The 22,895-nt window shown below is 38.8% G+C and carries 18 protein-coding genes and 6 tRNA genes; 8 read left to right on the forward strand and 16 right to left on the reverse strand.

The window, feature by feature from the left end:
* Positions 1-12: 12 nt before the first annotated feature.
* On the reverse strand, positions 13-1,725 hold the full coding sequence (locus tag LCX93_RS08560) for an ABC transporter ATP-binding protein (protein ID WP_226065915.1): 1,713 nt from the start codon (positions 1,723-1,725) through the stop codon (positions 13-15).
* A 92-nt stretch (positions 1,726-1,817) separates the two neighbouring features.
* On the opposite strand from LCX93_RS08560, the gene LCX93_RS08565 reads away from it, so the two are divergent.
* Complete coding sequence (locus LCX93_RS08565; protein WP_226065916.1) at positions 1,818-2,900, forward strand: glycosyltransferase family 9 protein; 1,083 nt, start codon at positions 1,818-1,820, stop codon at positions 2,898-2,900.
* A 181-nt stretch (positions 2,901-3,081) separates the two neighbouring features.
* Here the strand turns inward: LCX93_RS08565 and LCX93_RS08570 are convergent.
* The 7 genes from LCX93_RS08570 to LCX93_RS08600 all read right to left on the reverse strand — a co-directional run bounded on the left by LCX93_RS08570 (position 3,082) and on the right by LCX93_RS08600 (position 5,248).
* Positions 3,082-3,158 (reverse strand) — tRNA-Asp (locus LCX93_RS08570).
* A gap of 184 nt (positions 3,159-3,342) precedes the next feature.
* Positions 3,343-3,418, reverse strand: a tRNA-Val gene (locus LCX93_RS08575).
* Between the two features lie 144 nt (positions 3,419-3,562).
* A tRNA-Glu gene (locus LCX93_RS08580) sits at positions 3,563-3,638 on the reverse strand.
* A 117-nt stretch (positions 3,639-3,755) separates the two neighbouring features.
* Positions 3,756-3,831: transfer RNA gene (locus tag LCX93_RS08585), tRNA-Val, on the reverse strand.
* A gap of 90 nt (positions 3,832-3,921) precedes the next feature.
* Positions 3,922-3,998: transfer RNA gene (locus LCX93_RS08590), tRNA-Asp, on the reverse strand.
* An 11-nt stretch (positions 3,999-4,009) separates the two neighbouring features.
* Positions 4,010-4,085, reverse strand: a tRNA-Lys gene (locus tag LCX93_RS08595).
* A 74-nt stretch (positions 4,086-4,159) separates the two neighbouring features.
* The gene (locus LCX93_RS08600; RefSeq protein ID WP_226065917.1) at positions 4,160-5,248 is read right to left on the reverse strand and encodes a CinA family protein; all 1,089 of its coding nucleotides are present in this window, start codon (positions 5,246-5,248) and stop codon (positions 4,160-4,162) included.
* 114 nt (positions 5,249-5,362) lie between these two features.
* On the opposite strand from LCX93_RS08600, the gene ileS reads away from it, so the two are divergent.
* From ileS to LCX93_RS08635, 6 genes are all read left to right on the forward strand, one after another.
* Positions 5,363-8,131 (forward strand): isoleucine--tRNA ligase, encoded by a 2,769-nt coding sequence (gene ileS / locus LCX93_RS08605; protein WP_226065918.1) that lies wholly within the window; start codon positions 5,363-5,365, stop codon positions 8,129-8,131.
* Between the two features lie 108 nt (positions 8,132-8,239).
* Complete coding sequence (gene gatA / locus LCX93_RS08615; RefSeq protein WP_226065919.1) at positions 8,240-9,580, forward strand: Asp-tRNA(Asn)/Glu-tRNA(Gln) amidotransferase subunit GatA; 1,341 nt, start codon at positions 8,240-8,242, stop codon at positions 9,578-9,580.
* Between the two features lie 51 nt (positions 9,581-9,631).
* Positions 9,632-10,039 (forward strand): hypothetical protein, encoded by a 408-nt coding sequence (locus LCX93_RS08620; RefSeq protein ID WP_193150172.1) that lies wholly within the window; start codon positions 9,632-9,634, stop codon positions 10,037-10,039.
* An 84-nt stretch (positions 10,040-10,123) separates the two neighbouring features.
* Complete coding sequence (locus LCX93_RS08625) at positions 10,124-10,474, forward strand: hypothetical protein (protein WP_226065920.1); 351 nt, start codon at positions 10,124-10,126, stop codon at positions 10,472-10,474.
* A 65-nt stretch (positions 10,475-10,539) separates the two neighbouring features.
* A complete protein-coding gene (gene guaB / locus LCX93_RS08630; RefSeq protein ID WP_226065921.1) occupies positions 10,540-11,985 on the forward strand; it encodes an IMP dehydrogenase in 1,446 nt (481 codons plus the stop codon).
* A 79-nt stretch (positions 11,986-12,064) separates the two neighbouring features.
* Positions 12,065-14,551: an EAL domain-containing protein gene (locus tag LCX93_RS08635; RefSeq protein ID WP_226065922.1), complete on the forward strand. Its 2,487-nt coding sequence runs from the start codon at positions 12,065-12,067 to the stop codon at positions 14,549-14,551.
* A 31-nt stretch (positions 14,552-14,582) separates the two neighbouring features.
* Here LCX93_RS08635 and LCX93_RS08640 read toward each other — a convergent pair whose 3' ends face one another.
* Both LCX93_RS08640 and LCX93_RS08645 read right to left on the reverse strand, forming a co-directional pair.
* Entirely contained in the window at positions 14,583-15,905 is a 1,323-nt protein-coding gene (locus LCX93_RS08640; RefSeq protein ID WP_226065923.1) for a PepSY domain-containing protein, read from the reverse strand.
* The gene (locus LCX93_RS08645; protein WP_226065924.1) at positions 15,899-17,950 is read right to left on the reverse strand and encodes a TonB-dependent receptor; all 2,052 of its coding nucleotides are present in this window, start codon (positions 17,948-17,950) and stop codon (positions 15,899-15,901) included. Before LCX93_RS08645 ends, LCX93_RS08640 begins: the two co-directional genes overlap by 7 nt.
* A gap of 86 nt (positions 17,951-18,036) precedes the next feature.
* Between LCX93_RS08645 and LCX93_RS08650 the strand changes: the two genes are divergently transcribed.
* On the forward strand, positions 18,037-18,540 hold the full coding sequence (locus tag LCX93_RS08650) for an RDD family protein (RefSeq protein ID WP_226065925.1): 504 nt from the start codon (positions 18,037-18,039) through the stop codon (positions 18,538-18,540).
* Here LCX93_RS08650 and LCX93_RS08655 read toward each other — a convergent pair.
* The 6 genes from LCX93_RS08655 to LCX93_RS08680 are packed head-to-tail and all read right to left on the reverse strand — an operon-like array spanning position 18,524 to position 22,892.
* Entirely contained in the window at positions 18,524-19,246 is a 723-nt protein-coding gene (locus LCX93_RS08655) for a tRNA 2-thiocytidine biosynthesis TtcA family protein (RefSeq protein ID WP_226065926.1), read from the reverse strand. The genes LCX93_RS08650 and LCX93_RS08655 overlap by 17 nt on opposite strands.
* Positions 19,247-19,262: 16 nt before the next feature.
* Entirely contained in the window at positions 19,263-19,955 is a 693-nt protein-coding gene (locus tag LCX93_RS08660; RefSeq protein WP_226065927.1) for a 5'-methylthioadenosine/adenosylhomocysteine nucleosidase, read from the reverse strand.
* 2 nt (positions 19,956-19,957) lie between these two features.
* On the reverse strand, positions 19,958-20,680 hold the full coding sequence (locus tag LCX93_RS08665; RefSeq protein WP_226065928.1) for a nitrilase-related carbon-nitrogen hydrolase: 723 nt from the start codon (positions 20,678-20,680) through the stop codon (positions 19,958-19,960).
* A gap of 1 nt (position 20,681) precedes the next feature.
* The gene (gene fabD / locus LCX93_RS08670; protein WP_226065929.1) at positions 20,682-21,620 is read right to left on the reverse strand and encodes an ACP S-malonyltransferase; all 939 of its coding nucleotides are present in this window, start codon (positions 21,618-21,620) and stop codon (positions 20,682-20,684) included.
* Complete coding sequence (locus LCX93_RS08675) at positions 21,617-22,420, reverse strand: DNA-binding transcriptional response regulator (RefSeq protein ID WP_226065930.1); 804 nt, start codon at positions 22,418-22,420, stop codon at positions 21,617-21,619. Before LCX93_RS08675 ends, fabD begins: the two co-directional genes overlap by 4 nt.
* Entirely contained in the window at positions 22,368-22,892 is a 525-nt protein-coding gene (locus LCX93_RS08680; RefSeq protein ID WP_226065931.1) for an FKBP-type peptidyl-prolyl cis-trans isomerase, read from the reverse strand. The genes LCX93_RS08675 and LCX93_RS08680 overlap by 53 nt, the downstream gene beginning before the upstream one ends.
* Positions 22,893-22,895: the final 3 nt, after the last annotated feature.

Raw genomic sequence — 22,895 nt, forward strand, 5'->3', positions numbered from 1 at the left:
GTTCAACCCGGATTATTTTTTCAGCTCTCCCGCCAGTCTTTGATACACAGCAGAACACTCTAAAAGTTCTTTGTGCGTACCGCTTGCCACTATAAGCCCTTTTTGCAGTACCAAAATTTTGTCAGCATGCTCAATTGTAGAGAGACGGTGTGCAATTGTCAGTGTGATTTTATCTTTTGTGTAGGCATCGAGTGCTTTTTGTATCCGCTTTTCACTCTCATTGTCGAGTGCCGATGTTGCTTCATCAAAAAGCAGCAGTGAAGCATGTTTGTATATTGCTCTTGCAATGGCTATGCGTTGTCTCTGTCCGCCTGAAAGATTTGCCCCTGCTTCACTCATCATAGTATAAATGCCCTCTTCAAGCTGCATCACAAAATCATAGGCATCCGCCAGCTTTAAAGCTTCAATGACTTTTGCTTCATCTATATGCTCTTCACCGTAGGCAACATTGGCAGCCAGGGTGTCTTGAAAAATGTAGATGCGCTGTGAAACAAGCGCAATATGATGCTTGAGTGACTTTTGCTTGAACTCTTTGATATTTATACCGTTTATGAGAATCTCTCCGCTGTCGGGATCATAAAAACGCAAAAGCATATTCATAAAAGTCGATTTGCCCCCGCCACTGTCTCCAACAAGAGCAATATGTTCTCCCTGGTTGATTGTCAAAGTAATACCGTCTAGTATATTGATATTTTCATACTGTAAAACAACATTTTTGTATTCGATTTTCTTAATATCTTCTTTGAGCTCTTTGGTACCCTCGACGACACTGTTTTCTTTGTCTATGATTTCAAAAACACGCTCACTTGCCGCAAGCGCATCTTGAATTTTTGAATAGGTTCCGCCAAGTTTACGAATCGGTTCAAACACAAGTCCTACTGCCGTGATAAATGCTGTAAACTCACCAACAGTCATTTTACCATCAAAAACCTCTTTGCCTCCTACATACACGACCATGGCAAGTCCTGAAACTGCTATGATCTCCATTATAGGCGAAACAAGGGCACCGACATAAATGGCTTTCATGTTTATCTTGAAAAAGTTCCAGTTTTCTACACTGAAACGGGAGACTTCAAATTTTTCTGTTGCATTGGCTTTGATGATTTCACTGTTGTTGAAAACTTCTGTCAAACGCGATACCAAATCAGCATTTTTATTCTGGGAACGGTGTGAATACTTTTTGAGTTTTTTGGCTATAAGCATCAAAGGGTAAATAATCAGAGGCACAACAATAAGCGTATAAAAAGAGAGTAAAGGATTGAGATAGACAATATACCCCACGAGCGCAAAAACCGTTAAAAGATCGCGAAACATATCAGGCAGCATATTTGAAACAAAATACTGAATCCGGCCGATGTCATTTGTCACACGAGAAATAAGCTCTCCGCTCCGGTTTGCATACAAAAATGCCATATCAAGATGAATCATCTTGTCTAAAAGTATTTCACGAAAACGTGTCACAATGCTCTGCCCGATGTACTCCATAAAAATTGTCTGAATATACTTTCCAATCGCTTTTGTCACATAAATGGCAATAAGCCCCAAAGGAATAATGTAGAGCATTGTTTTGTCTTTTTTAATAAACATATCATCCATCATCGGCTTCATAATCTGGGCAGTTCCCACAGTTGAGACAAGAATCAGCAAGCCACCAAAAATGACAAGTAAATAGTAGAGTTTATACTCTTTTATATAAGGCCAAAACCGTTTAACAATCTCTTTCAAATGCACTCCGTTAAGTTAATATGACATTTTACACTAACTATCCTATATAAATGTTAATTGGCTATAATTACACAAAAAAAACAAAGATTCCTATGAAATATCCTTTACATGTAACCCTAAGAAAAAAACTCTCGAGTATTCTCAATGGTCTGCTTTCTTTCTTTTCTCATAAATCGCAGCCTGCTCAATATATTGACAAAGAGAAAGTCAAAAGCATTGTCATTATACGGCCAAATTACCGAATAGGAAACCTGCTTTTTTTAACGCCTCTTATCAACGAACTTGCAAAAGAGATGCCAAATGCAAAAATAGACATCATTGTCGGCATGAAACTTGCCGGTAAAATTCTTGAACCTCTGCCAAATGTTGACAAAGTCATAGACATCCCCCGAAAACTGCTTTTGCATCCGCTTGAGATGCTTGCCTACATCAAACAGGCCAGAACAAAAGAGTATGATGTTGCCCTGAATGTTTCCGGCGGTTCCACCAGTGCCCAAATCGTCACGGCACTCATAAAAGCAAAATACAAAGCCAGTTTCGCAAATGACAAACTCTGGGCAAATTTCACACATATTCAAGAAAGAGGCTTAAAGACCTACCGGCATATGGGACTTGAAAGTATGGAATTTTTACGGTTTTTCAAAATTGATTTTCCAAAAAAAATGCCAACGCTTGATATAAAACCAACACAAGATGAAAGAGAAAAAGCAAAAAAAGACTTGCTTTCACTGTTACATGTAAACAATATTGCTGCCGGTACAAAGGTTATAGCCATCTTCAGAAATGCAAGATTTGACAAAAAGATAAGTGATGAATGGTGGAGTGAGTGGGTAGACACACTCTTAAAGCTTGATGAAAACATTGTCATTATAGATATTCTTTCACCTGATATTCCTACAAAACTCAACGAAAAAGTTTTGGAATATGCCAACAAAGATTTAAGAGTTTTAGGGGCATTTTTTCAAGTCTGTGATCTGTATGTCAGTGCGGACACAGGGCCTATGCATCTCGCAGTCGCTTCAGGTGCAAAAGTTTTGGCACTTTTTAACAAGACAGATATTCAAGTCTACGGTGCTTTGGGAGAACAAAACAAAACCATAAACATAGAAAAACTCTCCCCCGGGGATGTTGCATACATTACAACTGACTTTCTCAGTACTTTCAGTCCAGCCTGAGAGTAGTTTTTTTTCGGAATCTGTACTTCAGTGCCGGTTCCAAATAAATGCTTAACTTAATGGTAGTGATACTTCAGTAAGGGCTTTATCTTTGAAAGTCTGGATTAATAAGAAGTTGAACAGATGATGTAAAAACAGTATTTGATGATTGAATGGATGTATTGAATGAATAAAAAGAGAATGGCGCGGTGGATGGGGCTCGAACCCACGACCCCCTGCGTGACAGGCAGGTATTCTAACCAACTGAACTACCACCGCGCATTTATTCTTTATGCTTCGTTAATCTTTTCCTTGATTAAGAAAAAATTACTATAATTAATTGTCACATTTTCTTTTTTAAAGAAAGAAAAAACTTGTTTTTTGCATTAGTTGTGTCAAAAATTTTAACGAAGCGTACTATAAGTACGTGAGCTGAAATTTTTTGATGCAAATAATCAAAAAATGGTGGGCACTACTGGACTCGAACCAGTGACATCTACCTTGTAAGGGTAGCGCTCTACCAACTGAGCTAAGCGCCCTCTGTTAATGCTTTTTACTTTTCTCTGCGTTAGAACCTTTACTCCATTCGTCACATAGTATAACTATGCTCCTTACTCTGTAAAGAACCTGCCTTGATAAAAGAAAAAATCAAGAAACAATATAAAAATAAACACCAATTAAAATGGCGACCCCTAAAGGATTTGAACCTCTGTTACTACCATGAAGTGATAGTGTCCTTGGCCACTAGACGAAAGGGTCACTTTCATTGTTAACAAAGGGTTAACGGTTGTTTTTTGCATTAGTTGTGTCAAAAATTTTAGCGAAGCGTACTATAAGTACGTGAGCTGAAATTTTTTGATTCAAATAATCAAAAAATGGTGGGCACTACTGGACTCGAACCAGTGACATCTACCTTGTAAGGGTAGCGCTCTACCAACTGAGCTAAGCGCCCGAAATAGCTTTTTGCATTAGTTGTGCTTACGTTTCAAGTGAAGCGTACTGTAGTACGTGAGCTTTAAACTTCAGTGCAAATAATCAAAAATGGCGCGGTGGATGGGGCTCGAACCCACGACCCCCTGCGTGACAGGCAGGTATTCTAACCAACTGAACTACCACCGCGCATATAAAAATGGTGTCCTGTGATGGATTCGAACCATCGGCCACATCATTAAAAGTGACGTGCTCTACCAGCTGAGCTAACAAGACATTTGCCTCTTATTGTTAAGAGGTCGAAATTATAGACAAATAGATTTTAATTGTCAAGATATTTTCTCCTAAATTTAGAAAAAAGTCTCTTTATCAAGCAAAAGCAACATTTTTATTGCCATCAGGGCACTCTGCTCCTGCACATAATTCCTGTCACCGTGAAAATGCAGATGCTTTTCAGTGTGTTGTGTTTTACTTCGTACACCTATATATACAGTACCGACCGGTTTAAACTGTGTACCCCCTGTGTCTCCGGCGATTCCGCTTACTGCCAAAGCATAGTCTGCTCCACTGACATTGAGTGCACCCTCACTCATTTCTCTGACAACTTCGGCACTTACTGCACCGTTTTCTTCAAGTATGGCATGATCCACCGCCAACCAGTTTTCTTTGAGTGTATTGGAGTAGGTTACCAGGCCTCCCTCTAAAATTTTTGATGCTCCGTTGTGTTTTGTAAAAAAATAACTGAGCAGTCCGCCTGTGCAGCTCTCGGCAAATGTTATTTTTTTCCCTGAATGTGAAAGTTTTTCTATTATATACTCAATAATATTTGATGATGCAATAAGCTTTTTAGGCAATAGGTTTTTTGCTGCATGAATAAACTTTGTAATATCCCCGTACTTGTTACTCGTTACATCTACTCTGTGCCACCCTTGCACCTCCTGTGTTACATCAATATTGACTTCATATGTTTGTGCGATTGGAGTCAAAATTGTCACTATAGTGGATTTGTCTTCTTCAAATATATGTACAGTTGCCCGTATCTCTTCATTTTTTAAAAGCAATTCGGGCATTTTTTGTCCTTCATCCATCTGTACTACATTTATCAGGGAGTTTTGAAATTCCAACAGATAGGAACGTTCTGCAAACAATGAAGCTTTCTGCGGTATGAGCATCCCCTCTTTTAAAATCTGGTTATCACTGGTTGCGGTGCATATCACTTTTCCGACAGTGGAAAAGTTTTGTTTACATGTAACGATAATAACCCGGTCGGATGTATGGAGCTCTTCTTCAAGATAAAGAAAAAAGGAGTTGTCACTGTCCTTAAAATAAGTTATATTATCTATAAAACCGCTGTTTTTTTCAATATCTCGCAAAATATACTCTTGTAATGATTTGTTGTAAACAAATTTATTTCCAATGATTATCAGATGTGTTTTCATACTCTGTACAGCCTTGTTTGAAGAATTTTATTTGGCTTATTATAACACTTTTATTAGGTTTTAAACACATAAAAGGTATACTGCAAAAATTTATAATAATATTTTGAGGTTTCAATGGACTACAAAGACACACTACTTTTACCAACAACTACGTTTGCCATGCGAGGCAACTTAATAAACAATGAACCGAAGCGTTATGCTGCATGGGATGAGAAAAAAGTTTATCATAAAATGAAGGCAAAACGTGCCGGTGCGGAACACTTTACATTGCATGACGGTCCTCCCTATGCAAACGGACATATCCACATAGGACATGCACTCAATAAAATTCTCAAAGATATTATCATCAAAAACAACTATTTCAACGGGAAATCAGTCCGTTTTACTCCGGGCTGGGATTGTCACGGTCTTCCAATTGAACAGCAGGTTGAAAAAAAGCTTGGCGGAAAGCAAAAAAAAGAGCAGCTTGAAACTGCACAAATAAGAAAACTTTGCCGCGAACATGCTGCGAAGTTTGTGGATATTCAAAAAGAAGAGTTTAAAACACTCGGAATTATTGCTGACTGGGAAAAACCCTATGTGACAATGGATTACAGATTTGAAGCAAACATTTTCAGAACACTCTGCAGTGTTGCAAAAAAAGGGCTTTTGATTGAACGTAGCAAACCTGTCTTTTGGTCATGGGCTGAACGAACTGCACTGGCAGAAGCCGAAGTTGAATATGAGGACAAAGAAGACTACTCGATTTTTGTAGCCTTTGAACTCAGCGATGAAGCCAAAGAAAAACTCGGACTGGACAAAGAAACAAAAGCAGCACCGGTTATCTGGACGACTACACCATGGACAATTCCTGCAAATACAGGGATTTCGCTAAACCCTGAAGAAGAGTATGTTCTTACAACTGAGGGTTATATTGTTGCAAAAAAACTATTGAATGCTTTGGTTGAAGAGGGCATCCTCAAAGGCAGTGTTGCCAAAACTTTTGATGCGACTGTATTTGAAAACCTCAACGCCATCAACCCGCTCAATGGCAAAACTTCCCGTATGGTTTTAGGAGAGCATGTTTTGGTTGACAATGGTACAGGCTGTGTGCATACCGCTCCGGGTCATGGTGAAGATGACTACCGTGTCGGACTAAAATATGATCTTGAAGTTGTTATGCCTGTGGATGAAACAGGATGTTATGATGCAACTGTTGTGCGTGATGCTTTGATTCCCAATGCAGAGGATTTTGTAGGGCGTCACATCTTTAAATCAAACGAAGACCTTATAAAGATGATGGGTGAGAGCGTGTTACATGTAAGCAAGTTTATGCACTCCTATCCGCATTGCTGGAGAAGTCATACACCGCTTATCTACCGTGCAACTAAGCAGTGGTTTATCTCTGTTGATGAAAAACCTGAGGGCGAGGATAAAACACTCAGAAACATTGCTCTTGATGAGATTGAAAAAACACTTTTCATACCGCAAACCGGAAAAAACCGTTTGACTTCGATGGTTGCAAACCGACCTGACTGGTGTATTTCACGTCAGCGTGACTGGGGTGTGCCTATCGCATTTTTCAGAGTAAAAGAGACAGGTGAAGTTTTACTTGATGAAAAGGTACTTAACTTTGTAGCGATGATATTTGAAATGCAGGGAAGTGATGCCTGGTACTCTATGGACATCGCGCAGCTTCTTTATCCTGGAAGCGGCTACAAACCTGAAGAACTTGAAAAAGTGACAGATATTTTGGATGTATGGTTTGACTCGGGCTCTACCTGGAACTCAGTCCTGAAATCTCGTAATTATGATGCGGGAGACTATCCGGCAGATCTCTATGTCGAGGGATCTGACCAACATCGCGGCTGGTTCCAGTCATCTCTGTTTTTATCTTCTGCGGTTGAGCACAAGGCACCTTACAGGGGAGTCCTTACTCACGGTTTCACAGTGGATGAAAAAGGCGAGAAAATGTCTAAGTCAAAAGGCAATGTCATAGCACCTGAAAAAGTTTTAAAAGAGTACGGCAGTGAAATTCTGCGTTTATGGGTTGCTTCCTCAGACTATCAGGGTGATTTGAAAATTTCTCAGGGGATTTTAAAACAGACTTCTGAAAACTATCGTAAGCTCAGAAACACATTCAGAATCATGCTTGCCAATATCAATGACTTAGAGAGTCTGACGCCATACGAAGATATGGGTGATTTGGACAAATGGATTTTAAATGTTGCACAAAATACGCTTGATGAAGTACATAAACACTTTAGCGAATATAACTTTGTCAATGGTATGAGCACACTCAACAACTTCATCGTTAACGAACTCAGCGGCATGTATATAGATATGACAAAAGACAATTTGTACTGTAATGCAAAAGATTCTACGAGAAGACGTGCAAGTCAAAGTGCTATGGCAATGATTACAAAAACACTGCTTTTGATTATGGCGCCTGTCATAACCTATACGGCAGATGAAATAGTAGACAATGCCCCTGCCATCATCAAAGGTGATGCCGAAGATATTTTTGACATGAGCTATGAAAAAATTGAAGCCGGTGACGTGCCGTTTGATGCTGAGTATATGGTAAAAGCGCGTGAAGGTTTCGGCGCAGAAGTTGATAAACTCAAAAAAGAAAAAATCATCAAAAACACCCTTGAGCTTGTCATATACACAGAATCAAAAACTGTCCTTGAGATGAACAATACTGATGCAGAAGACTGGTTTGTTGTCTCAGGAGTTCTTGAAGACAAACCGGAAGAAGAAGTCATTGCAAGTTTCAAAGTTGATGAAGATACCTTCAGCATCGCAAAAGCTACACTGCACAAATGTCCAAGATGTTGGAAATACCAGGCTGAAGCAGAGGATTGTCTGTGTAAAAGATGTCAAAGCGTAGTCAATGATTGATTACACTCAGCCCGTTAGTACAACATTTATCATAACAACCATACTTGCTGTATTTGTTATGATTGGAATAGGTATATTAGCTGTTAAAAAATTCAAAAAGGAAAGTTAGTGATTACATTAAAAGAAGCGCTTGCAATGAGCAAAGATGAACTTAATAAATTTAAAGATGAATTACAAACAAAAATAGAAGCAAATAAAGATTTAAACGCATATATAGATGTCAATACTTTTGGTGAGGGCGTGCCTGTTGCCATAAAAGACAATATTCAAGTCAAAGAGTGGTCTGTTACTTCTGCTTCAAAAATTTTGCAAGGCTACATTGCGCCTTACAATGCCACTGTCATAGAAAAACTTTTAGCTGCCGGGCTCTCTCCTTTTGGTCGCACAAACATGGATGAATTTGCCATGGGTTCGACAACTGAGACAAGCTGCTACGGCAAAACACTCAACCCTGTCAATCCTGAGCATGTTCCCGGTGGAAGTTCCGGCGGAAGTGCCGCTGCAGTTGGAGCGGGTTTGGCTATAGCTGCACTTGGCAGTGATACAGGCGGAAGTATCCGCCAACCGGCAGCCTATTGCGGTATCGTAGGGATGAAACCGACCTACGGAAGAGTCAGCCGTTACGGTTTGGGAGCTTATGCCTCAAGTCTGGATCAGATAGGACCGATGACACAAAATGTAGAAGATGCTGCTATTTTGTATGACATTATCAGCGGAAGTGATGCCAAAGATTCAACAAATGCCATGAGAGATGACAAAGTCAGTGAGAATCTCAATCCTGAAAGAAAGCTCACTATTGCCGTTTTGCCAAAGTATATAGAAAATGCGGGTGATGATGTGAAAGAGGCCTACAGCAAAGCAATTGCAGCACTCAAAGCACAGGGACACACCATCGTTGAAAAAGAGATGATGGATGCCAAATATGACATTTCTGCATACTATGTGACGGCTACAGCAGAAGCAACAACCAACCTTGGACGATATGACGGCATACGTTATGGCAACCGTGTCGAAGGTGCAAATTTAGAAGAAACCTACTACAAAACAAGAAGCGAAGGCTTTGGGGATGAAGTCAAACGCCGTATCCTCCTTGGCAATTTTGTACTCTCAAGCGGCTACTATGAAGCCTACTATGTAAAAGCACAAAAAACACGCCACTTAATAAAAGAGGAGTATGCAAAAATCTTTAAGGATGTTGACTTGATTCTCTCTCCGGTTGCTCCGAATGTTGCTCCAAAATTCGGAGAACTTGCAAATCCGATGGAGATGTATTTGAGTGATATCTATACAATCAGTGTCAACCTTGCAGGTCTGCCTGCACTTTCATTGCCAATAATGAAAAATGCAGCAGGGATGCCTGTCGGACTGCAGCTTATAGCCAATGCCTATGATGAGCAGACACTCTTTGACGGTTCACTGAGTCTTGAAAAAGAGATTGCCTATAAATAATGTAATGGCAATGAGATAGTTTTTTGCTACTATTTTAAAAAAGGAAGTAAAATGGCATATTTTGACAATGTAAAAGTAAAAGACAAACTCTACGGCTTGGTTTTTGGTCGCGGCAAGGTTTCACAGGTTTTTGAAGATTCTCATTACAAAATGATGGTAAAGTTTAAAAACGGTCATGAGGTTCCCTACACTGAAGACGGCATACCAGGCTGGGGAAACTTCAAAAAACAGACAATCTTTTATAAAGATGATATAGATTTGACAGATGTTGATTTTGCCCCTGTCACAAAAGTACTCTCTCCTAAAAAAATCATTAAACTCAGGGAAAAGAAAAAGCTTGAAGTCAGACTGCCTTCGGGAATATGGACAAACTGCACAAAATGTGTGGCAAGTTATGTTGAAGATATGCTTGAGTCTGAGAACTATCATCTCTTTAGAAAAACACCTAAAAAAGGATAAATCATTACATATACAATCATTCATACCATACATATATTTGCTGTTTTTATTTATGGAGGATTTCTCTTTACCGATAATCTTTTTATGACAAAGATGAAACAGTCATTAACGGAAGAAGAACATAAAAAAGCACGTGAAGCCATCATGATACATGTACGAAAAGTTGTTCCAAAGGCTCTTATAGTTGCTGTACTCTCTGGAATGTATCTTTTTTCACAGGTTTTTGGAAAAATTTCTCCTGATGGACTAAGCAGTTTTCAGATAGCTCTTTCAATCAAAGCTTTTTTAGGTCTTTGGCTTGGTTTTCGCGGTGTCAATCAGGTATTTTTCGGTATACAGCCATGGGTATTTAAAAGCCATATTTTCCCTTTTGTTCTTGTCATTATTATCATTCTGCTTTCCCAGTTTATGTTTTTAGATTTTACCTCTTTTTAACCACAAAAGAGGTATAATGCAAAAATTTCTAATAATTAATTTTATACTCTGCAAAAGGATACCCCATGAGAATTCGTAAACGCGCCCTGACATTTGAAGATGTACTTTTAGTACCACAGTATTCGGAAGTACTTCCTAAAGAGGTCTCACTTGAGACAAAACTCACTCGTAATATCACTCTTAAAATTCCTATGGTTTCGGCTGCTATGGACACAGTCACAGAATACCGTGCAGCTATTGCAATGGCAAGACTCGGAGGTATCGGAATTATTCATAAAAACATGGATGTCGAAACACAGTGCAAACAGGTAAAAAAAGTAAAAAAATCTGAAAGCGGCATTATCATTGATCCGATTTATGTCCACCCTGATGCTACTTTAGCGGATGCAGAAGCGTTGATGAAAGAGTTTAAAATCTCCGGTGTTCCTGTTGTAGACGGACATAACAAACTCCTTGGTATTTTAACAAACCGTGATATGCGATTTGAAAAAGATATGCGAAAACGTGCAGATGAAGTGATGACAAAAATGCCGTTGATTACTGCAAAAAAAGGAATTTCTCTGGATGAAGCTGCAGACATTATGCACCAGAACAAAATAGAAAAACTCCCTATCATAGATGATGAAGGCTTTTTAAAAGGGCTCGTAACCATCAAAGATATCAAAAAACGTATAGAATATCCAAATTCAAACAAAGATGCCTTCGGTCGTCTGATAGTTGGTGCGGCTATCGGTGTCGGTCAGATGGACAGAGCCAAAGCCCTTGTTGATGCCGGTGCGGATGTTCTTGTGCTGGATTCTGCACATGGTCATTCCAAAGGTATTTTAGACACCGTCAAAGCGATTAAAGAGTCTTTGGAAGTTGATGTAATTGCCGGAAACATTGCAACAAAAGAGGCAGTTTTGGCACTTATAGAAGCAGGCGCCGATGCGGTAAAAGTAGGTATAGGGCCTGGTTCAATCTGTACTACACGTATAGTTGCAGGTGTCGGTGTGCCACAGATTTCCGCCATAGATGAGTGTGCGGAAGTTGCCCGTCCGCATGGTGTTCCTGTTATAGCTGACGGTGGAATCAAATACTCTGGAGATATTGCAAAAGCACTTGCAGTGGGAGCTAGTTGTGTTATGGCCGGTTCTCTTTTAGCCGGTACAGAAGAGTCTCCTGGTGAAACAATCATGTTCCAGGGACGTCAGTACAAATCATACCGCGGTATGGGAAGTATAGGTGCGATGCAAAAAGGAAGCAATGACAGATACTTCCAAGAAGGCACAGCAGCTGACAAACTTGTTCCTGAGGGAATTGAAGGTCGTGTTCCGTTTCGTGGTTCTATTGCAGGAATTGTGCATCAGATGATGGGAGGACTGCGTTCTGCTATGGGATACTGCGGAAGCGAAAGCATTGAAGCTTTCTGGGACAAGGCAGAATTTGTTGAAATAACATCAGCAGGACTCAAAGAGTCTCATGTCCATGATGTTATCATTACGCAAGAGGCACCGAACTATCACGTATAATTACATTTTTATCACATGCTTTAATTTTAAATCAATGTTATATAATATATAATAGTTTATAACATTGAGGAATTAAAGTATGAACCTTTTTCATGAGCTAAAAGAGTACACAGATTTAAGAATTTTATATGTCGAAAATAGACTCTCAGTAAGAAACAAAATTCATTCTCTTCTTCAAAACCTTTCTTTACATGTAACTGTAAGCGATAATGTCAAAGAGGCACTTTCTCTTTATAATACATACTGTTCCAAACACAGTAAATATTATGATATAGTTGTTATTAGTCTTGATTTTACAGACTCTCAGGGCATAGAATTGGCAAAAAAGATTAAAAAGCAGCATGAAAATCAGGTTATTGCCCTTATAACACAAAAAGGAAGCTCTCATTTTTTTCCGGATGCTATCGGTCTTGGCATTGACAAATATATCAGTGAGCCTCTTAAAAATACAGATGATACACAGCTTGCCTTACTGGAACTTGTAAAAAAATCTCTCCTTGTACAGGAGTTGGAAAATAAAGCATTTCTGTTACAGCAAAAAGAGAAAATGATTGATGAAAATATCTTTTTAACAGTTTCGGATACTCATGGAAATATAACAAATATTTCACAGGCCTATTTGGATTTTACAGGCTACACAAAAGAAGAGATACTTGGCAAAAATCACAGTATTTTCAAAAACCATGATATCCACAGAGAGACCATACAAAATTTGTGGGAAACTATCTCTGCCAATAATACCTGGGAAGGCGATTTAAAAAATACAAAAAGTACAGGTGAAGAGTATTGGGTACATGCAGTTATTACACCTTTGTATGACAAAAACAAAAATATTATCGGTTATACTTCTTTGTTAAAAGACATTACCTATCAAAAAAGACTGGAATATTTTTCCACCTTGGATCCAATTACCTCTTTGTATAACAAACAATACTTTCATAACTACCTCAAAACAGAATACAAGCGTGCCATTTGGAAAGAGGAATTGTTTGCCCTCTTACTGATCAAAATCGATGATGATACCATTGAAGATGACACAATCCTGCAGATATCCCGTTTTTTACAAGAACTCCGTAACCCGCAAAATTCTGAATTATTTCGAATATCCCACAATGAATTTGCTCTGACTGTACATAACAAAGAAGATGAATATATAAATGAAACAGCCAAGAGTATTCTTGAATTGGATACTTTACAATCCTTACATCTTTCAGTAGGTGGTATTAATCTTGATACATCAAAATTTTATCTTAACTGTGATGATTTATACAGCATAGCCGATGAAAACCTGCATAAAGCGCAAAAAAACACTGTGATGCTTGATGTCAACGAATATGCCATTAAAAATCTCAAAAGCCTGGATAGATTTACAAAACTTCCAAACCATACCGCCCTGAACGAAGATCTCTCCCTGCTTAAAAAAGAAGCGATGCTGATAATTTTACATGTAAACCAGATGAACGTGTTAAAAGACCTTTATGGCAATGCTGTTGTCCAGGACATCATTAGACAAAAAACCAGAGAACTGCATAATATAGTCCATGATGAAGAGGTGACCTTATATAATCTTAATTTGCAGGAATTCGCATTTTTAATTACCGATAAAAATCTTTTTGATAAATATTTACTTTTATTGCAGCACTCTTTACTGCTTCCGACTGAAGCAGAGGAAAATGAAAGTGATGAATCTATAGTGGCTGACTTTACAGCAGGTATTGCCTATGGTGTAGACAGTGTTTTGGCACATGCAAATATTGCACTGCAAGAAGCACTTATTTCACAGAAAAAATACAAAATCTATAAAAACAGACAGTCCCTCAAAGATGAAAAAGCACAGAAGATTCAGAGACTTAAAGTTTATAAAACAGCACTTTACAACGGTGACATCATTCCGTATTTTCAACCTATTATAGAGGCAAAAAGCGGAAAAACAGTCAAATATGAAGCATTGGCAAGAATACAAACAAGTAGCGGTGAAATCATCTCACCCTATTACTTTTTGGATGCAGCAAAAGAAGATAAAACATTTGAATTTTTTACACGGCAGATGATGCAAAAAGTATTTAATGTTTATGCAAAAAACAATATTCAAATTTCTATCAATCTCAGTTATGAGAACCTCAACTCTGCCTCTATGCTTGATTATATAAAAAACCGTTTGGAAAAATACGGAGGGGAAAGAATTACATTTGAAATACTCGAATCAGAGGATATTGACGATTATGGTGTTGTCGAAGCCTTTATTTTATTTGTAAAAAAATACGGATGTAAAGTGGCTATTGACGATTTTGGTTCAGGCTATTCCAACTTTACAAATATTCTAAAACTGCATCTTGACTATATAAAACTCGATGGCTCACTGATAACACAGCTCAATAAAGATGAAAATATAAACAATATGGTACGGGGGATTATACAGTATGCCAAACAGGCTGATATTCGCACCGTTGCCGAATTTGTCAGCACAGAAGAACTGTCTCTGCTTGTCAAAGAGTTTGGAGTCGATTTTTTACAGGGATATTACTACGGAGAACCACAGGCTCCAAAGTACTATGGGCTCAATTAAAGGCACTTCCAATGCCATTAAGTTAAGAAAATCAATGCTTTCTTTTCTGTCTCCATCGTAGAAATCCGCTTACCAGCAGCAACAGCAAAGACACAGCTGCTGCATCATTTACCCATATCCACCAGGAAGCGAAAAAACTGCCATCATGCAGTGTTAAAAGTACAGAGTAGAGTGTTGCATCATGAAACTGTGGTAACTTAACACTCTTTTGCACAGGAGTAAAATATTCTACTCTGTTCTCCTTTTCTATAATGTCACGGAACATATGCGGTGCATTTTTTAAAATTTCAAAACGCTTTGCATCCAAAATACGGTTGGGAGCTCCCATTCCGCTGACATACAGGCGTTTTCCTCTTCGGATCATTCTATAGGCAAAGCCTCTGTTTTCCAATTGCCATTTGTTTAAATCTCCACTTTTGTAGATACCGTAACGATTACCTATTCTATACACTTTCCCGTCATAGTCAACAGACCAGATGTCAGCTTTTAAAGTGTTGTATATTGGTGGTAAAATTTTATGTGGAATTGTCACAGATTTCATAAATTTTCCAAGTGCAGACGCATGATCTAAAAAAATTCCGGTTGTCAATAAAATAAAAAGAGGGAATACAGAAAAAATGACAAAAATATTTGCATGTGTTTTTATCATTTTTCTTGCAAGCTGTGCCTTTTGTTTAGAGCGTATCAAATACCAAATGATATACCCGCTTATACTGAGCCATAACAAAACCAGTGCCCCGTAATCATTCAGAAAGAGAGAAAGGTCTCCGTCAAAGAGTCCTCTTCCATAGTGCAAATCCCGTATAAATCTTGAAAGTTTTATATCTTCTTGCAACCCTTCTTTTGGCAGAAGTATTTTTGTGCTTTTTATAACTTTTCTACTCTTTGTATCTACTACATACACTCTCTCTTTCTCTTCAACCACCACCAGTTTGTCTTCATACAAGGCCAAGGAACTTATATATCTGTTTTTAAGAACCAACGGTGTCAGTTTTTTAAAATCATAGCAGTATATGCCCTGCGATGTTGCTATGTAAAGTGTGTGCTTTTGCTCTTTTATCGCATTACACTGCAGGGAACTGATTTTTTCAAAATGCCTCCCTGCATCCATGCTTTTAAACAGACCCCGTTTACCGCCTGCTATGACAGTATCGGGATTTTTTTTATCAATATAGTACGCTTCAAAAAGCCTTTTGTCCGCCTCTATACTCTTTTGCGGCACACTCTTGAAAGTTATCGTATATAAAAAACTCCATTTGTCATGATCAAGTAAAAATCCTGTAAAAGCCAAAAGAGCCAATACTGCAGCAAAACTCAATCCGACAATTTTATGCAGTTTATGGATTTTTACCATTTATACTCTAAACCCGCATAAAACTGTCTTGGATCACCGGGTGTATAATCTTCTCTTCCGTAGGCATACCGAGCATTGACAGCATATCTTTTATCTGTAATATTGGTAATTTTGGCAAAAACTTTTACCCTCTTTGAGTAGTTATAATTCATTTTAACATTACCGATACTGTATCCGTCATATCTGTCAACCGTATGTGCATCATCCATCCAATAGGAACCGACATATTGCCATTCGCCTTGGAGGGTAACTCCTTTGAGAGCGTCTGGCATATAAAAAAGACGCACATTTGCTATATTATTCGGTGCTCCTGCCATTTCATTATTTCCCAGAACAGGATCATTGTCATAATTGTGTTTTGTATAGGTATATGCAACTGCCGTCTCCAGTTCTCGAGATATCTCCTCTTTGAGTGTCACTTCTATCCCTTTGTGTATAGAACTGCCACCATTGCGGTAACCGCCGGTATTTCTATCTCGTATGATGGTGTCATCGATAGTCATATAATAGACTGCCAATTCAAAAGATCTCTTCTTGGAAAAAGATTTTTTCAATCCTATCTCATAGGTATTTGATGTTTCGGGATCAAGATTTATCTGTTCGTATCCGGCCTTTACAGAATAGAGGCGTGTTGCCTGTGGAATTCTAAAACCATTTGCATACCGTGCATAAAGGTTTAAATCCTTTACAGGAAAATAACTCAAAGCCAGTTTGGGACTTAGATAATTATAGCTGTCATCCCTGTCTGCAGGTCTGTAGTATATTCCTGATGCATCATAACTGTTATCTGCGAGTTTATTATCATAACTGTAACTGTTATAGTCATATCGCAAGCCGGCACTCACAATCAGGGCATCCCACAGTTTGTATTCTGTGTGAATATAAGGGGCTATGGCAAAATAATTTACTGTATAATCATACAATGCCCCTGTTAGATATGCAGCACCGCCCCATCCTGTCGTTGTAATATCAAAATCCTGATTATATTTCAAAGAGGATTGTGTGTATTCCGCATCAAAGCCAAAAACTATTTTCCCCCATTCTTTTTCATACGTATTTCTCTGTTGCAGACCAAAGGTATAAATTTCATTATCACTGCTTGGAAGATTTGTTTCCCAGGTTGCAATATATCTGTTTCTGTTGTAACGCAGATACGGAATCAGAGAAATTTCCAAATCATTATATGTGTAATTATTCAGTTCCACACTGACCCTTGCATAGTCAAACTTTCTCTCTACATCTGTTTTTTGCAAAGCTGTATAATAATTCGGATCATCACTTGCAGCCGTTGAGCCGTTTGTTATATTTGCATAGTCATTAAAGCTGTCAGCCTGCTGTGCCACAGTTTTAGAAAAATTTGCAATAATTTTTATATCATTGTCATCATTCACTCTTTCATCATAACGAAAATTCGACTCCACTCTGTCAGTTTTTGTATGCTCCCGCCAACCGTCACTGTGCATATAGGATATATTTGCACGGTATCCGCTCTCTTTGTCTATAGCATCACTCACCTCCACACTTCCAAGGCCATATCCATAGCTTCCACCCATACCCTTGAGTAGAACAACCTTCTCTTTTGAAGGTCTTTTCAAAGATTGTACATCAATGGTGGCAGCAACGGCATCGGATCCATACAGAGCAGTTCCTGCTCCCTTTATCACTTCTACAGACGAAGCACTCTGAAAAGTAGTATAGGCAAGCCCGTTATGATTGAAAAAACCACTTGACTGCACAGGAATTCCGTCCTGCATAAAAAGATAATAGGGTCCGGTATTCACAGGCATACGAATGGATGTCATATGTCCGATAACAGAACCGGTTTGTTCAATGCGCACACCGGAAAGGGAGTTGAGCAGATCTTTTTGAAATATAACCTGATCAAGTTCTATCTCATTTTCCCCTTTCGTACCTATACTCAGAGGCTGTTGTAAAACACTCTCTTTGACACCTGTTGCTATCACACTGACAGGACTGATTTCTACCACACTCTCTGCTGATGCCAACGATGCACACAAAGATAAAAACAAAATTTTTCTATTCATTACATTGCTCCCACAAAATATGTAAAAGTGTATAGAAAAAGTGTTACATTAGTATTAAGTAAGCGTTCTTACGCTATCTTTAGGGTATGAAAAAAAATATTAGATATGCAGGATTTTGGATACGCTTTTTTGCCTCGTTTTTCGATACGCTCTTTTTGGCTCTGCCTGTAGGTATCATTATTTATTTTGTAAGTGATGGCAACTGGTTTGATTTTGCCCAGTACCAACACAATATTCAAATGGCAATGAACGGGAATATGCATGCTCTTGACCAACAGCCGCATACCTCTTTAACATGGGAATTTGTTTTTGAGATTTCAGTGTTGCTTGTGACAATTCTTTTTTGGGAAAAGTGGCGCGGAGCGACCCCTGGAAAAAAATTTCTACATGTAAAGATAGTCGATGCCTTTACATGTAAAGATATAAACAACAAACAGGCAATTACACGCTCTTTGGCCTATATCCCCTCATTACTGTTATTCGGACTCGGCTTTTTGATGGTGGCTTTTCGAAAAGACAAAAGAGGACTGCATGATTTGATTGCCGGAACCATTGTAATCTATGATGAAGAGACTACTCCTCACTCATAAAAAAACTCTCGACTGAGATGTTTTTAAAAGCGGCATTGAGTGAAGTAAAAAGCTGAGGATGTTCTTTTTCCATTGATGCGAGCATCTCTTTCATCTGTGCTCTAGCATAAGGCATTTTGACATCAAAACGCATAGCAGGACAGGCCTCATCGCCTATGGCTTCTATGCCGTTGTCTTCCACAAAAGCACGCAGTTGACGTTCACGCATCTGAATCAAAGGACGAATCACAACAAGTCCGTTTTGGGCTGTATATTTCGGAGCAAGACTGCGCATCTGTCCATTGTAAATAAAGTTCATAAAAAAACTCTCTGCCGCATCATCCATATGATGTCCAAGGGCAACCTTGTTACATCCCAACTCCTTGGCAACACTGTAAAGATAGCCTCGCCGCATACGGGAAAAAAAACTGCAAAATGAAGAGTTTTTGCGAATTTTTTCTTTTGCCAAATCATAGGTCTGGGTCTCTTTTACTATATGTTCTATTCCATGCTCCCTGCAATGTGCGGAGAGTTTTTCAAAATTTTCACCCATCCCGTAGCTTACGGTAACAGCAATAAATTCAAAGGCAAAAGGAGCCCGACGCTGCTGCTCTTTCATCGCATGAATCATTGTCAGAGAGTCTTTGCCTCCGCTGAGTCCGACAAGAATTTTATCCCCCTCTTCTATCAAGGCAAACTCGGCATTTGTTTTACCGAGTTTTGACATAATTTTTTTGGAAAGTTTAACCGACAAGTTTATCAACCATTTTCATAATAAATTCAGCAGACTCTACAGCACTCGTCTCTAAAAACTCATCAAAAGAAAAACTTGCATCCATGTCTGCCGCATCACTTATTGCACGAAGAATAAAAAAGGGCACATCCAAAGCATCACATACAACAGCAACACTTGCTCCCTCCATTTCCAATGCATCTGCATGAAACGTCTCTCCAATCCAGTTTTTTCTTTTTTCATCGGCTACAAACTGATCACCTGTTGCAATAATACCTTCTTGGACATTTTTGCCCATCTCTTTTGCAACTTCTTTTGAAAGGGCTATCAGTTCTTTGTCTGCTTCCACATATACAGCACCCTCGGGCACATATCCAAAAGGATGTCCAAAGGCTGTAATGTCAAGATCGTGCTGAGCAAGTTTTGTTGCCACAATCAAGTCACCTATTTTGAGTTTTGGCGATATTGCCCCGGCAACTCCAGAAAACAAAAGTGTTGTTGCCCCAAAATGTTCACACATGGTTGTAGCCGTCAGTGTTGAAAAAACTTTTCCTATCTTTGAGTAGGCAATAATAAGACCAACCCCTTGGTAGTCTGCTTCGTAGTAAGTGTTTCCTGCATATCTTGTTGTTTTGTATGCACCGACTTTTTCTAAAATCGGTGCGATTTCTTCAGGCATTGCACCCATTATTGCTATTGTCATATTTATTCCTCGATTGTAAATGTTTGTATTGATTTTTCAAACAGTGGCAGCTGATGCACTCTTTTGCCCTCTCTTTGAACGATACAGCTTCCACCCCAAAAGCCAAGTCCGTCTTCAAATCCCACACGGTTAACAAAAAGAAGCTCTGCACTGCACTCTTTTGCAACATTGCTGACAATCCCATACCATTTGTCTTGAATATCCAAAGATTTTTCATTAAATCCGCGAGCCGGGGATGCCACAAGAACGATAATCAAGTCCGGATCAAGTCTGATGAGTTCTTCATGCACACTGCTGTGCCATAAATCCTCACAGATGAGCATCGAAACTTTTTTTCTCCCCGCAAGAAATGATTCAAATCTGTCACCGCCTTCAAAATAGCGGGCTTCTTCAAACATTCCGTAATTTGGCAGATGTACTTTTATATGTTTGGAGAGGAGTTTTCCTCCACTGTAGTACAGCGCTGTATTTCTAAAGACATTCCCGTCTTTGAGTGCTGCGCCGACAACAATATCAATATCTTTGCTCAACTCTTCAAAAACGCTCAGTTCTTCAGGTAAATAGGCATCTTCAAAAAGTTTATCCTGAAGCAAATACCCGCTTAAAGAGAGTTCAGGAAAGACTATAAGATCTGAACTTTCTTTGACATCATTTATGCAGACAACTGCCTCCGTAATATTTGTACGGTTTAACTTCGGTGAAGTTTGTGCAAGTGTGACTCTCATATTAAGAGCAAACTTCCTCTTTCACTTTTTGCAATGATGCCATATCTGATATATTGAGTGTTTTCAACTCTTTTACAATTCTTCTGTTGAGGCCTTTTAGTACAACTCCGTTACCAAACTCTATGGCCAGGTCAACTTCAGGTGCTATCGCCTGAATAGACTGTTTGTATTTTACCGGTTTTACAAGCTGCTCTTTTAAAAGGTCAACTGCTTCGGCTTTTGTACTGTAGGGTTTTGTTGTAACATTTGAAATCACAGGGGCTTCAAAAGTATCTTTTATCTGTGTCTGCATAATTTCGGCAAGAGGCTCCTGTGCAGGTGTCAATATATCACAGTGTGATGCAACAGACATATTTAGAAGCAAGGCCCGTTTTGCTCCTGCATCTTTAAAAGTCTGTTCCAGTGATGCCAGGTCTTCTTTGTTTCCCGCAACTACAAGTTGTCCGTCCTGGTTATAGTTGGCAGGCCAAACCTGTTTGCCTTCATTTTGCGCATCACTGCAGATTTTTTCCACACTTGCGTCATCAAGACCGACAATAGCCATCATCCCGGCATTTTTTCCTTCACAGGCTTCTTGCATAAAAGCACCGCGTTTATGCACAAGTTCTACGGCATCTACATAATCAATGGCACCTGCTGCACATAAAGCAGAAAACTCACCCAGAGAGTGTCCTAAAAAAAGTTCGGCTTTGATGTCAGGGCAAGCCTGTTTGAAAAGTCTGTATGCTATCATCTGGACAAGTAAAATTGCCGGCTGTGTATAGGCCGTTTGCCCCAGTTTGTCATTTTCTTCAAAAATAAGTTCTTTAAAATCCACACCGATTCTTTCACCGGCTTTCTCAAACATTTCACGTGCAATTTCAGAATTTTCATAAAAATCTTTTCCCATGCCAACTGCCTGAGAACCCTGTCCTGCAAATATCATAGCTATTTTTTTCATATTTTTCCTTCTATATATTTTTTATTTTCTGTTATCTTTTTTCGTAATGTGTTTCTGTTTAAACCCAAACTTTCAGCTAACTGTACCTGTGATTTAAACTTATGCAGACCTGCTTTGAGAAGCGGTACTTCATAAAGATATAAATAGTTTCTGTAATCACTCTTGGAGCCAAGTTTGCCGTAAAGATAATGTTCAATAATATCCATTAGCTCACTGTCTTGAATATCCTGAAGTAAATAATTTATCATCACCTGTCTTTTTAAAGAGATGGCATTTTGAGACAAATCAGGTTTAAAATTACTTACGTCAAAGTTACTGCACTCACCAAATAACACAATGGCTTCGCTCACAAACTTTTCGATTAAGGCTTTGACATCTTCCATTCTTTCTCGTAAAGGAGGAATATTAAACTTCACACTAAAAAGTTCATCAATGGTCCGGTGGGAAAAAGAGTCTTTTGCCGTTGCTATAACTCTTACATTGTTTTCTTTTACAGCCTGTGCCAAACGTTCAATATTGGGTGAATTGTCAATATTTGTGATTATGATAGCTTGTGTATTTTCTAAAGAAAGAAGCAGCTCATCAAAATTAGATGCATCAATTATAAATGCATCCGGAAGAATAAAAGAAGCCAAGGTCTTTTTTCCAACACCAGGTTCACCTGTAATAAGGGCATTTACCGTAAGTGTTTTTAAAAGAGTCGCTGTCTTTTTAGCCTGGGAGGAAGCCTCACAGGCAGTTAGAAATTTAGTTACATCCACAACCGCTGCCGCCACCTGTTCCACAACAACCCTCTTCATCAGAAGGTTTGTTTTCTTCCGGAACACCAGTCATTGCTTCTTCAGCAGAGGCATCTCTTACATTGTTAATAGCCACAGTGAACATTAAATCTTTTCCTGCAAGAGGATGATTAAAATCAATAACAACACTGTCATCTTTGATTTCTTTTACTGTAACCTGCACAGTTCCGCCATCTTCACCCTGACCGTAAAGAGTCATGCCCTCAGTTAAATCAATTCCGGCAAACTGTTCTTTTGGAACCTCTTGCGTTGCATCTGCATTATACTCGCCATAGGCATCTGCCGCTTTTACCAAGATGTCAGCTTTGTCACCTGTATTCATATCTTTGATTCCATTTTCAAGTCCTGGAATAATTTGTCCTTTTCCGAACATAAATACCAATGGAGCTCCGCCTTTGTTACTGTCTACGATTTGATCGCCATCACGTACTTCATATTCCATTGATACAATTTGATTGTCTTGAATTGCCATTAT

This window comes from Sulfurimonas sp. SWIR-19, assembly GCF_020410885.1.
GTDB classification, from domain to species: domain Bacteria; phylum Campylobacterota; class Campylobacteria; order Campylobacterales; family Sulfurimonadaceae; genus Sulfurimonas; species Sulfurimonas sediminis.

Bases quoted from the DNA above. Each gene is read 5' to 3' on its own strand.
- LCX93_RS08565 (WP_226065916.1), top strand. From the start codon at position 1,818: ATGAAATATCCTTTACATGTAACCCTAAGAAAAAAACTCTCGAGTATT.
- LCX93_RS08600 (WP_226065917.1), bottom strand. From the start codon at position 5,248: ATGAAAACACATCTGATAATCATTGGAAATAAATTTGTTTACAACAAA.
- ileS (WP_226065918.1), top strand. From the start codon at position 5,363: ATGGACTACAAAGACACACTACTTTTACCAACAACTACGTTTGCCATG.
- LCX93_RS08620 (WP_193150172.1), top strand. From the start codon at position 9,632: ATGGCATATTTTGACAATGTAAAAGTAAAAGACAAACTCTACGGCTTG.
- LCX93_RS08625 (WP_226065920.1), top strand. From the start codon at position 10,124: ATGACAAAGATGAAACAGTCATTAACGGAAGAAGAACATAAAAAAGCA.
- guaB (WP_226065921.1), top strand. From the start codon at position 10,540: ATGAGAATTCGTAAACGCGCCCTGACATTTGAAGATGTACTTTTAGTA.
- LCX93_RS08635 (WP_226065922.1), top strand. From the start codon at position 12,065: ATGAACCTTTTTCATGAGCTAAAAGAGTACACAGATTTAAGAATTTTA.
- LCX93_RS08640 (WP_226065923.1), bottom strand. From the start codon at position 15,905: ATGGTAAAAATCCATAAACTGCATAAAATTGTCGGATTGAGTTTTGCT.
- LCX93_RS08645 (WP_226065924.1), bottom strand. From the start codon at position 17,950: ATGAATAGAAAAATTTTGTTTTTATCTTTGTGTGCATCGTTGGCATCA.
- LCX93_RS08650 (WP_226065925.1), top strand. From the start codon at position 18,037: ATGAAAAAAAATATTAGATATGCAGGATTTTGGATACGCTTTTTTGCC.
- LCX93_RS08655 (WP_226065926.1), bottom strand. From the start codon at position 19,246: ATGTCAAAACTCGGTAAAACAAATGCCGAGTTTGCCTTGATAGAAGAG.
- LCX93_RS08660 (WP_226065927.1), bottom strand. From the start codon at position 19,955: ATGACAATAGCAATAATGGGTGCAATGCCTGAAGAAATCGCACCGATT.
- LCX93_RS08665 (WP_226065928.1), bottom strand. From the start codon at position 20,680: ATGAGAGTCACACTTGCACAAACTTCACCGAAGTTAAACCGTACAAAT.
- fabD (WP_226065929.1), bottom strand. From the start codon at position 21,620: ATGAAAAAAATAGCTATGATATTTGCAGGACAGGGTTCTCAGGCAGTT.
- LCX93_RS08675 (WP_226065930.1), bottom strand. From the start codon at position 22,420: ATGAAGAGGGTTGTTGTGGAACAGGTGGCGGCAGCGGTTGTGGATGTA.
- LCX93_RS08680 (WP_226065931.1), bottom strand. From the start codon at position 22,892: ATGGCAATTCAAGACAATCAAATTGTATCAATGGAATATGAAGTACGT.